General features: G+C 66.9%; 7 protein-coding genes. All 7 read left to right on the forward strand.

Annotated elements, in window-relative coordinates; genetic code table 11:
- Positions 1-1,112: 1,112 nt before the first annotated feature.
- The 7 genes from LR394_RS39845 (at position 1,113) to gyrA (ending at position 11,839) form a co-directional block, all read left to right on the forward strand.
- Positions 1,113-1,319 carry a hypothetical protein gene (locus LR394_RS39845; RefSeq protein ID WP_231449918.1) on the forward strand — a complete coding sequence of 69 codons (207 nt, stop codon included), beginning with the start codon at positions 1,113-1,115 and terminating at the stop codon, positions 1,317-1,319.
- Between the two features lie 1,141 nt (positions 1,320-2,460).
- Positions 2,461-3,591 (forward strand): DNA polymerase III subunit beta, encoded by a 1,131-nt coding sequence (gene dnaN / locus LR394_RS39850; RefSeq protein WP_231449919.1) that lies wholly within the window; start codon positions 2,461-2,463, stop codon positions 3,589-3,591.
- A 20-nt stretch (positions 3,592-3,611) separates the two neighbouring features.
- The gene (gnd, locus tag LR394_RS39855; RefSeq protein WP_231449920.1) at positions 3,612-4,541 is read left to right on the forward strand and encodes a phosphogluconate dehydrogenase (NAD(+)-dependent, decarboxylating); all 930 of its coding nucleotides are present in this window, start codon (positions 3,612-3,614) and stop codon (positions 4,539-4,541) included.
- Between the two features lie 254 nt (positions 4,542-4,795).
- Positions 4,796-5,965 carry a DNA replication/repair protein RecF gene (gene recF / locus LR394_RS39860; RefSeq protein WP_231449921.1) on the forward strand — a complete coding sequence of 390 codons (1,170 nt, stop codon included), beginning with the start codon at positions 4,796-4,798 and terminating at the stop codon, positions 5,963-5,965.
- Between the two features lie 295 nt (positions 5,966-6,260).
- Entirely contained in the window at positions 6,261-6,740 is a 480-nt protein-coding gene (locus tag LR394_RS39865; RefSeq protein ID WP_231449922.1) for a DUF721 domain-containing protein, read from the forward strand.
- Between the two features lie 346 nt (positions 6,741-7,086).
- Positions 7,087-9,114 (forward strand): DNA topoisomerase (ATP-hydrolyzing) subunit B, encoded by a 2,028-nt coding sequence (gene gyrB, locus LR394_RS39870; protein WP_407937212.1) that lies wholly within the window; start codon positions 7,087-7,089, stop codon positions 9,112-9,114.
- A 79-nt stretch (positions 9,115-9,193) separates the two neighbouring features.
- Positions 9,194-11,839: a DNA gyrase subunit A gene (gyrA, locus tag LR394_RS39875; protein ID WP_231449923.1), complete on the forward strand. Its 2,646-nt coding sequence runs from the start codon at positions 9,194-9,196 to the stop codon at positions 11,837-11,839.
- Positions 11,840-11,963: the final 124 nt, after the last annotated feature.

The following is an 11,963-nucleotide window of genomic DNA, read 5'->3' on the forward strand; positions in this document are numbered from 1 at the left end:
CGACTCGAGTCCCTCCCCGACTCGAGTCCCGTGACCGGGACTCTGAGTCGAACCGCTTCTCCGGCCTCTCGGGGCCTGGCTCAGATGGCCCTCGCCGGCCCTGACCGCAGGCGCTGAGGCCTCCCAAAACATGGTTCTCGCCTGCCTGTTACTTGTTTTCCGAGCAGTGCTTCTGAACGCGCTTGGAAAACAAGCAGCGGCCTCGAAGTCCTTGTACACAGGCTTTTGCACAGGCTGTTTGCACTGGTCAGTGGCGTCCAACGAAGTTTTCCACTGGTTCTCCACAGGCGGCATACTTTTACCCGCGGGCCAGGGGAGGGATCGACGAGTGTCGTATTCGACGGTTTCCCCAGTTCAGAGGCCAAAGACGGGGCCGCGAGCCGGAACTGACCAACTGGCTCGGTCTCAGGTCTGTCCACACTGTGTACAGACTGGGGATGGAATCTGTGGAAAACCCTGTGGGAGAGGGCATGACACGAGGTGCTGTCGGCGAAAGTCGTTTGCTGGACTCGAGTTGCCCGGTTATCCACAGGCTCGGAGCGTTATGCACAGCAGTGGAAAAACTTCGCGATCCGCGCACAGGTGGGGATAACTTTGTGGACAAGGTGGTGCCTGCAGGACTTGTCCACAGCAGTTCTCAACAGGGCTGCGCTTTCGCCTTTGTGCCTCTGACCGGTCAAAACGGCAAAAGCTGGGGTGCCGCACGATGACTCGAGAGCTTTGTTGACAGCCCGTGGACAACGCTCGGACGACCCGTGGATAACTCGAAACCATGCGCCGTGAATATTTCCGTGGATGAAGGCCAGTTTTCTGGGGATGGACTGTGGATATCTGTGGGTCTTTTGTGGAGAACGGTGGACAACCCTGTTGGTAGTCCACGGTCTTTCCACCGTTCATCCACCGACGACGCCGATTCATCCACTGTCTGTCTACAGGCCTCTAACTCGATGACCTGCAAAAACAAGGGTTATCAACAGTTTCCACAAGCGCTACTACAAACACCAAACAGTTAACTCGAGGAAAATTTGCATTCCGCCAACATTTGGCTTGGACGAACGAGCCCGGCCTGGGCGGCCTGTGGGTTGGGGATAAGCAAGGAGGACCAAGCTGCCTTGCACGTACAAGTGTTCGAATGGCTCGAGTCCTTGTCTGCGGTCTTCGGCAGACGGTGCCTCGGCCCTGAGCAACAGGTTGAGGCGATCCAGACGGTCGAGGAGGTCGAGGAGGTCGAGGCAGTCGAGGCAGTCGAGGCAGTCGAGGCAGTCGAGGCAGTCGAGGCAGAGCTCTCGACGCTGATGGCGACCGGCGCCGGCGCTTGAGGGGATGCCCTAGGGATGAGCTCGGGGTGCAGCAGCAGAGTGCGTTGGTGAAGTGGCGAGCGTTGACGGGCCAGGCCTCTGAAGGGCTAGTGCACGACTGTCGATCGTGGTGGTGAGCGAGAAGCATCTGATTCAGTTGCTCGGCGCTCGGCGCTCGGCGCTCGGCGCTCGGCGCTCGGCGCTCGGCGCTCGGCGCTCGGCGCTCGGCGCTCGGCGCTCGGCGCTCGGCGCTCGGCGCTCGGCGACCGGCGACCGGCGACCGGCGACCGGCGACCGGCGACCGGCGACGTGGTCATGGCGACGTCGCCGTGGCGAAGTGGGCCAGAAAGCGTGGTTGGTGCTCCAGCGAGCGCAGCATGCGTGCCAGCAGCCGAGCCGTGCGGCCACCAATTCGGTTACCAGTCGGCCACCAGTGATGACCGCACCGCAGCCGACGGCAGACCAACGACTGGAGCCGATCGAGGCCATCTCAGCGAGCTGACCAGAAGCCATTCCGGCAGCCGGTCGTGGGCGGGCTCGCATCTGCCTCCGATGCATCGGCTGGTGGGTTCGGGGGGCGGGCTCTTCGGGCACCGCAGACCCTCACCGGAACCCGAACTGCACACCCCTGCCAAGGCACCCGCGGGCGAACAGCGCCAGCCTCGTGACGGTGGTGAGCCCGACCCAAGTCACGGCCCACCCACAACGGGTGCCCTGACTGATCCCGGTTCGCCCAAACCCAGGCACCCACAAACGCCCACGCCCTACCGGACCCAGCAACCACGTCCTCAAGCAACCCCCACAGCCCCCTGAAGGCGACCCAGCCGCACCAGCCGGGTGATTACCTACCCGGCTGCCAGCAATCGCCCAGAAGGCCCCACAGCCGCCCGCCCCGCCCACGCAACGACCAGTGGCAGCGGCGACCACCACGTCCTCAAGCTCGAACCGTCACCACAAGCCCGGGCCGGACTGCGCTGCGACAGCCAGGACCCCGACCGTCCGCTCGCCGCCGAGCCCGCGACCCGCCGATCGAATTCCCCCCGCCTCGCCAACTCGCGTAATGTCGGCGGGCAAGAACTTCACATCTGAGGCCCGGTCTCCTGTGACCGGGCCGCAGATGTGTCTTCCGACAAGTCATCGGCCAGTTGTGGAGGGGTTACCCGTGAAATTCCGGGTTGAGCGCGACGCTCTGGCGGACGCAGTGGCCTGGGCAGCCCGTGCCCTGCCCAGCCGTCCCCCGGTCCCGGTCCTCGCAGGTCTCCTGCTCGAGGCGGACGCGGTCGGCGTTCTGCGGCTCTCCAGCTTCGACTACGAGGTCTCGGCCCGGGTCGAGGTTCCGGCCGACGTGATGGACGCGGGCACCGCCCTGGTCTCCGGCAAGCTGCTGGCCGACATCTGCCGCTCGCTGCCGGCGAAGCCGGTCGACGTCACCACCGACGGTTCCAAGGTCTCGGTCGTCTGCGGCTCCGGCCGATTCACCCTGCTGACCATGCCGGTGGAGGAATACCCCACCCTGCCGGTGATGCCCGATGCGTCCGGTACGGTCGCGGGTGACATCTTCACCCAGGCGGTGGGGCAGGTCAGCATCGCAGCCAGCCGGGACGAGACGCTCCCGATCCTCACCGGGATCCGGTGCGAGATCGAGAGCGACCAGATCACGCTTCTCGCCACCGACCGGTACCGGCTCGCGATGCGTACCTTGCCCTGGCATCCTGGCGACCCGAGTCAGAGCAGCGTCGCCCTGGTCCGGGCACGCACCCTTTCCGACGTGGCGAAGGCTCTTGGCACCAGCGCCGACGTCACCCTGGCCCTCACCACCGGCGGAGCGACCGAGATGATCGGTTTCGAGGCCGGCGGCCGCCGCACCACCTCATTGCTGGTGGAGGGCGACTACCCCAAGGTTCGTGCGCTGTTCCCCGACAAGGTGGAGACATATGCGCTGGTGGGAACGCAGGCTCTGACAGACGCGGTGAAACGGGTCGCGTTGGTGGCGGAACGGAACACTCCGGTCCGACTCACCTTCACGGAGGGCCTCCTGACGCTGGAGGCCGGGCAAGGAGAAGATGCTCAGGCATCGGAAGCAGTTGAGTCGACCCTCGTTGGTGACGATCTCTCCATCGCCTTCAATCCGCAGTTCCTGCTCGACGGCCTCGGGGCGCTGAACTCGCCCCTGGTCCGCCTGTCATTCACTCAGCCCACCAAGCCCGCGGTGCTGTCGCCGCAAACCGATCCGGAAGGGTCGGACGACAGCAGCTATCGGTACCTCCTGATGCCGGTGCGAATCGCGGGCTGAGCCCCGAAGGGAAAGACCCCGTGCACATCGGAATGATCGGCCTCGGCCGCATGGGCGGCAACATGTACAAGCGCCTGACCGAGGCCGGCATCAAGGTCACCGGTTACGACCGCGACCCGAATGTCAGTGACGTCGCCTCGGTCAAGGAACTTGTCGACGCCCTGCCCGGCCCGCGCATCGTCTGGATCATGGTGCCCTCCGGTGACATCACCCGGAACACCGTCGAGGAACTGGGCAACCTGCTCTCCCCCGGTGACCTGGTCATCGAGGGCGGCAACTCGCGCTTCAGCGACGACTTCCTGCACGCCAAGGCGCTGGCCGAGAAGGGCATCGAGTACGTCGACTGCGGCGTCTCCGGTGGTGTCTGGGGCCTGAAGAACGGTTACGGCCTGATGGTCGGCGGTGACGCCAAGAACATCGAGCGCGCCATGCCGATCTTCGACGCGCTGCGCCCGGAGGGCCCGCGCGAAGAGGGCTTCGTCCACGTCGGTGAGATCGGCGCCGGGCACTACGCGAAGATGGTCCACAACGGCATCGAGTACGGCCTGATGCAGGCCTACGCCGAGGGCTACGAGCTGCTCGCCGCCAAGGACATCGTCAAGGACGTGACCGGTAGCTTCAAGGCCTGGACCCGGGGCACCGTGGTCCGCTCCTGGCTGCTGGACCTGCTGGTCAAGGGCCTGGAGGAAGACCCGGGCTTCTCGCAGATCACCGGCTACGTCAACGACTCCGGCGAGGGTCGCTGGACGATCGAGGAGTGCATCGCCAACGCCGTGCCGGCGCCGGTGATGACGGCTGCTCTGTACTCCCGGTTCACCAGCCGCCAGGACGACTCCCCGGCGATGAAGGCCGTGGCGGCGCTGCGCAACCAGTTCGGCGGACACGCCACCACCGCCAAGGCCGCGGCGGACGCGGGCCCGAGCTCGGGTTCCGGTTCCACGCAGTCCTAAGCACCGAACGACCGGACCGCCGGGCGCCCGAAACCTGGGTGCCCGGCGGTTCAGTCGTGCAAGGACCAGACCAGTCGGGCAAGGACCGGCAGACCCTCGCTGGACTCCCGGCCGGGTGAGCACGACGATGGTGGGCGATCCGAAAGTCCACCAATGGACGCCGGTGCGCGCGTACGTCCACAAAAAAGACGTACGAGTCAGGCACCTTGGTACAGCTGCCCCATCCGACCCGGACCGGAGACCGATCCGCCCAGATGCACGTCACCCATCTCTCGTTGGCCGACTTCCGCTCCTACGAGAGCGCCGAGCTCCCCCTGGAGCCGGGAGTGACCGCCCTGGTCGGGCCGAACGGGCAGGGTAAGACGAATCTGGTGGAGGCGATCGGCTACATCGCATCGCACTCCAGCCACCGGGTCAGCACCGACTTCCCGCTGATCCGGGCCGGGGCAGCGCGCGCGGTGGTACGTACAGCGATCCAGCGGGACGACCGCAAATCGCTGGTGGAGCTGGAGATCGCGGCCAAGGGAAGCAATCGGGCCCGGATCAACCGCTCGCCGGTCACCCGCCCCCGGGATGCGCTCGGGATGTTGCGCACGGTGCTCTTCGCGCCGGAGGACCTGGTCATCGTCAAGGGCGATCCGGACAGTCGGCGCCGGTTCATGGACGACCTGCTGGTGCTGCGAGCGCCGCGCTACGCCGGGGTCCGCTCGGACTACGACAAGGTGCTGCGCCAGCGAAACGCGCTGCTCAAGACCGCCGGTAAGGCTCGGCGGTCGGGCCGTACCCCCGATCTGAGCACGCTGGACGTCTGGAACACGCACCTGGTGAACGTCGGCGCGGAGCTGCTGTACGCCCGGTTGTTCCTGGTCAGGGCGTTGACGCCGCTGGTTGCGGGCTCGTACGAGGCGGTCAGCCTGGGGCAGGGCAACGCCACCCTGACGTATCGCAGCACGCTCGGCGAGGACATCGGCGGCCCGGCGACTGATACCCCAGTACAAATGGACGTCCCCGGCCGGGAGTTCTTACGGGAGCGGTTGCTTGCGGCGATGGAGGAACAGCGGACCAGTGAGCTGGAACGCGGGGTAAGTCTGGTCGGCCCGCACCGGGACGACTTGTTGCTCAGCCTGGGTGGGCTGCCGGCCAAGGGGTATGCCAGTCACGGCGAGTCCTGGTCGTTCGCCCTGGCGTTGCGGTTGGCGTCGTACGACCTGCTGCGCGGCGACGGGGACGAGTCGGCCGAGCCGGTGCTGATTCTGGACGACGTGTTTGCCGAGCTGGACGCTGGTCGCCGCGAGCGTCTGGCCGAGATGGTGGCCGGCGCGGAGCAGGTGCTGGTGACGGCGGCGGTGGCCGAGGATGTGCCGAAGGCGCTCAGCGGTGGCCGGGTCGACGTGGTGAAGGGAGCGGTGACACGTGTCCACTAGGAGCGGCCGGGATCGGGGCAACAACTCGGTCACGAACAACGAACAGGGTTTATCCACAGGTTCCACACACCCTGTGGGAAACGCCGGGTCAGCTGGGGATAAAACTCCCCCACCCCCCGTCCCTCCTGTGGAAAACCATGTGGACACAGATTCGCGTTCAGGTGTGGACAAGAGCCGGGGGGTTTCCCTCCCGCCGCCCGGTTCGGCGGGCGTCAGTGCAGGTCAAAGCGCAATCCACAATCCACAGGGGGATGTGGACAACGGTGCTGATGCAGTTCGCGCAGCCCTGGGGAGAGTGCGCGCGGCGGCCGCTGCCCGTGGGGAAAAACCCGGGGTTCCGGGCCGGGTCGGCGCCGCCGCACTGGCCCGGCAACGCCGTGAAGGAGCCAATACCCGCTCCGGTGCACACCCGGACGCCCGTGATCCACAGGGGCTGAACCGGGTGATGGCCCGGCTGATCGCCGAGCGCGGCTGGACCGAGACGGTGGCGATCGGCGGGGTGCTGGGCCGCTGGAACCAGATCGTCGGTGCCGATGTGGCCGGGCACTGCCAGCCGATCAGCTTCGTCGACGGTGTGCTCACCGTGGGCGCCGACTCCTCGGCCTGGGCGACCCAGGTGCGTCTGCTCACCCCGAACCTGCTCGGCCTGCTGGCCCGCGAGGTGGGTGAGGGCACCGTCACCCGGATCGTGGTGCGCGGCCCATCCGCGCCGTCGTGGCGGCACGGCCCGCGGGTGGCCCCCGGTTCCAAGGGACCGGGCGACACCTACGGGTGAGCTCAATCGTCACCGAACGTACAAATCGCCCGGCTCAACTTGGCTTGACATCGGCTTGATGCGCGGAGCCTGGGCGCCGCTCAGGCCCCGTAGCCCTCCCAGAGACGTATCGGGAGTCACGAGGGGGCGGGCTGAGGCGCCAGAGATGTGCTCGCAGCCCTTAGGGGAGTAGATACCTGCCGCGTTTGGGCCCGCTGATGAGCGAATCCGGCGGGGGACCAGATATGATGGGGGCTGTTCGGCGGCGCCGGGGGAACCGCACTCAGCGGGTCACCCCTCGGGCCCGTACCGTCGGCCGCGCTGGCACCCGCCACCGGCCCTTGAAGCTTCAGGAGTCCCCCCACCCGTGGCCGAACAGACGATACCGAGCGCCCCTGAGTCCTCTGCTGAGAGCACCGTCGTCACCGAGGACGGTGTCGCGTACGACGCCAGCGCGATCACGGTGCTCGAAGGCCTGGAGGCGGTCCGCAAACGCCCCGGCATGTACATCGGCTCCACCGGTGAGCGCGGCCTGCACCACCTGGTCTACGAGGTGGTGGACAACGCCGTCGACGAGGCGATGGCCGGTTACTGCACCGAGATCGACGTGACCATCCTGGCCGACGGCGGGATCCGGGTGATCGACAACGGCCGCGGCATCCCGGTCGACATCGTCGCCTCCGAGGGCAAGCCGGCCGTCGAGGTCGTGCTCACCGTGCTGCACGCCGGCGGCAAGTTCGGCGGTGGCGGTTACTCGGTCTCCGGCGGTCTGCACGGCGTGGGTGTCTCCGTGGTCAACGCCCTCTCCCGCAACCTGGCGGTCGAGGTGCACCGGCAGGGCTCGATCTGGCGCCAGTCCTACGAGATCGGGGTGCCGCAGGCCCCGCTCGCCCAGGGCGAGAGCATCCCGGAGGAGCAGACCGGCACCATCGTCACCTTCTGGCCGAGCGGTGAGATCTTCGAGACGCTCGACTTCGACTACGAGACGCTGCGCACCCGGTTCCAGCAGATGGCCTTCCTGAACAAGGGCCTGCAGCTGAAGCTGACCGACGAGCGGCCCGAGCACGCGGACGAGGACGGCAAGCAGTTCAGCGCCACGTACAAGTACGACGACGGCCTGATCGACTACGTCAAGCACCTGAACTCGTCCAAGAAGAACGACAACGTCAACGCCGAGGTGATCTACCTCGAGGCGGAGGACCAGGACAAGGGCCTGGCGCTCGAGCTGGCCATGCAGTGGACCACGGCCTACTCCGAGAGCGTGCACACCTACGCCAACGCGATCAACACGCACGAGGGCGGGACCCACGAAGAGGGTTTCCGGGCGGCGATGACCAACCTGATCAACGAGTACGCCCGGGCCAAGGGCCTGATCAAGGACAAGGACCCGAACCTCGCCGGTGAGGACATCCGCGAGGGCCTGACCGCGGTGATCTCGGTGAAGCTGACCGAGCCGCAGTTCGAGGGCCAGACCAAGACCAAGCTGGGCAACACCGAGGCCAAGACCTTCGTGCAGCGGGTGGTCCGCAACGAGCTCACCGACTGGCTGGACTCCCACCCCAACGACGCCCGCGACGTGATCCGCAAGTCGATCCAGGCGGCGGCGGCCCGGATGGCGGCCCGCAAGGCCCGCGAGGCGACCCGCCGCAAGGGTCTGCTCGGCGGCGGTGGCCTGCCCGGCAAGCTGTCCGACTGCCAGTCGACCAACCCCGAAGAGTGCGAGATCTTCATCGTCGAGGGTGACTCGGCCGGCGGCTCGGCCAAGAGCGGCCGCGACCCGCGCACCCAGGCCATCCTGCCGATCCGCGGCAAGATCCTGAACGTCGAGAAGGCGCGGATCGACAAGGTCCTGGCCAACCAGGAGGTGCAGGCGCTGATCAGCGCGTTCGGCACCGGGGTGAGCGACGACTTCGACCTGAGCAAGCTGCGCTATCACAAGATCGTGCTGATGGCCGACGCCGACGTCGACGGCCAGCACATCCGCACCCTGCTGCTGACCCTGCTGTTCCGGTTCATGCGCCCGCTGGTCGAGCACGGCCACGTCTACCTGGCCCAGCCGCCGCTGTACAAGATCAAGTGGGCCGGCAAGGGCGCGGAGCCGGAGTACGTGTACTCCGACCGCGAGCGGGACGCGGTGATCGCGGCCGGCCGCGAAGCGGGCCGGAAGCTGCCCAAGGACGAGGGTGTTCAGCGGTACAAGGGTCTGGGCGAGATGAACGCCAACGAGCTCTCGGAGACCACGATGGACTCCACCAAGCGGGTCCTGCTGCAGGTCACCATGGAGGATGCGGCGGCCGCGGACGAGATGTTCGCGATCTTGATGGGTGAGGACGTCGAGTCCCGGCGATCCTTCATCCAGCGGAACGCGAAAGACGTTCGTTTCCTCGACATCTGATCCCCCAACGAGCCGTGGGCACCCAAGGTGCCCACGGCGTCCTCAATTCGAAACAGCTTGCTAAGAACGAAGGATCGACGTGACCGAGCAGCCGCCCGCAAGTCCGCCGTTGCCCGAACCGGGCCGGATCGAGCCGATCGACCTGCAGCTGGAGATGCAGCGCTCCTACCTCGACTACGCGATGAGCGTGATCGTGGGCCGGGCTCTGCCCGACGTCCGGGACGGCCTGAAGCCGGTTCACCGGCGCGTCCTGTACGCGATGTACGACGGTGGCTTCCGCCCCGAGCGCAGCTACAACAAGTGCGCCCGCGTCGTCGGCGACGTGATGGGCCAGTACCACCCGCACGGTGACTCGGCGATCTACGACACCCTGGTCCGCCTGGCCCAGCCCTGGGCGCTGCGCTACCCGCTGGTGGACGGCCAGGGCAACTTCGGTTCGCCGGGTAACGACCCGGCCGCGGCCATGCGCTACACCGAGTGCCGGATGGCGCCGCTGGCCATGGAAATGGTCCGGGACATCGACAAGGACACCGTCGACTTCTCCCCGAACTACGACGGCAAGACGCAGGAACCCGACATCCTGCCCGCCCGGTTCCCGAACCTGCTGGTCAACGGCTCGGCCGGGATCGCGGTTGGGATGGCCACCAACATCCCGCCGCACAACCTGCGCGAGGTGGCCGACGGCGTCCAGTGGCTGCTGGCCAACCCCGAGGCCTCCGACGAGGAGCTGCTCGGCCAGCTCCTGCTGAAGATCAAGGGCCCGGACTTCCCGACCCACGGCCTGATCATGGGCACCCGCGGGATCGAGGACGCGTACCGCACCGGCCGCGGCTCGATCACGATGCGGGCGATCGTCACGGTCGAGGAGATCCAGAACCGCACCTGCCTGGTCGTCACCGAGCTGCCCTACATGGTCAACCCGGACAACCTGAAGGTGAAGATCGCGGAGCTGGTCGACTCCGGCCGGATCCAGGGCATCGCCGACATGCGCGACGACACCTCGGGCAAGACCGGTCTGCGGATCGTGATCGTGCTCAAGCGGGACGCGGTCGCCAAGGTCGTGCTGAACAACCTGTACAAGCACACCCAGCTGCAGGACAACTTCGGCGCGAACATGCTGGCCCTGGTGGACGGGGTGCCGCGCACGCTCAGCCTGGACAAGTTCGTCCGGCACTGGCTGGAGCACCAGATCGAGGTCATCGTCCGGCGTACCCGGTACCTGCTGGCCGAGGCCGAGCGCCAGGCGCACATCTACCGCGGTTACGTGAAGGCGCTGGACGCCCTCGACGAGGTGATCGCCCTGATCCGGGCGTCGGCCACGGTGGAGGACGCGCGTGGTGGGCTGACCGCGCTGCTGGACATCGACGAGGTCCAGGCCGACGCGATCCTGGCGATGCAGCTGCGCCGGCTGGCCGCCCTGGAACGTCAGAAGATCCTGGAAGAACTGGCCAAGCTCGAGGCGCAGATCGCCGAGCTCGAGGCGATCCTGGCCTCGCCGGAGCGGCAGCGGCAGATCATCTCCGAGGAACTGCAGGAGATCGTCGACAAGTACGGCGACGAGCGGCGCACCCAGATCCTGCCCTTCGAGGGCGACATGAACGTGGAAGACCTCATCCCCGAGGAAGAGGTCGTGGTCACGATCACCCGGGGTGGGTACGCCAAGCGCACCCGTTCCGACCAGTACCGCGCCCAGCGGCGCGGCGGCAAGGGCTCGAAGGGCACCACGCTGCGCGGCGACGACGTGGTGGAGCACTTCTTCGTCACCTCGACCCACAACTGGCTGTTGTTCTTCACCAACTTGGGACGCGTGTACCGGGCGAAGGCGTACGAGTTGCCGGAGGGGTCGCGGGACGCCAAGGGCCAGCACGTGGCCAACCTGATGGCGTTCCAGCCGGGTGAGCAGATCGCCCAGGTGATGTACCTGCGCACCTACGAGGACGCCGACTTCCTGATCGTGGCCACCCGCGACGGTCTGGTGAAGAAGACCCGGCTGGGTGAGTACGACTCCAACCGGGCCGGCGGCGTGATCGCGGTCAACCTGCGCGAGGGCGACGAGCTGATCTCGACCCGCCTGGTCGGGCAGAACGACGACCTGCTGCTGGTGTCGAAGAAGGGCATGTCCGTTCGGTTCACCGCCGATGACACCGCGTTGCGGCCGATGGGCCGGGCGACTTCGGGGGTCACCGGGATGAAGTTCCGCGAGGGCGACCAGTTGCTCTCGATGGACGTGGTGAAGGACGGCGCCGACGAGTACGTCTTCATCGTCACCGAAAACGGTTACGCCAAGCGGACTCCGGTGGACCAGTACCGGGTTCAGGGACGCGGCGGCCTGGGTATCAAGGTGGCCAAGCTGACCGAGGAGCGCGGTGACCTGGTCGGCGCGATGATCGTCAGCGAGACCGACGAGGCGCTGATCGTGATGGAGCGCGGCAAGGTCGTGCGCTCGTCCGTGGCCGGGGTGCCGGCCAAGGGCCGCGACACGATGGGCGTGGTGTTCGCCAAGCCGGACAAGAACGACCGGATCATCGCGGTCGCCAAGAACACTGAGTCGGCCGAGCTGGAGGACGAGGAGGGCGCGGAAGAAGGCGCACTCAGCGAACTCTCAGCTGACTCGCCGGTTGCGTCGGCCGAATCGGCGGATGCTGGTGCGAGCGCTGCCGAAACCGCCGAAACGCCGCAGGCCAGCGACGAAGGCGACACTTCGGGCACCGTCGGCGACGTCTGAGCCGACTGATTGGTTGCCTGCCCCGGCCGTCAGCTGAGTAACACTGGACTCAGCAGACGGCCGGGGTGACATGCTCTAGGGTCGGGATGTCGATGCTGGAGCGATAGGATCGGCTGAAACGGGT

Source organism: Kineosporia babensis (assembly GCF_021129305.1).
GTDB lineage: Bacteria > Actinomycetota > Actinomycetes > Actinomycetales > Kineosporiaceae > Kineosporia > Kineosporia babensis.

Bases quoted from the DNA above. Each gene is read 5' to 3' on its own strand.
- recF (WP_231449921.1), top strand. From the start codon at position 4,796: ATGCACGTCACCCATCTCTCGTTGGCCGACTTCCGCTCCTACGAGAGC.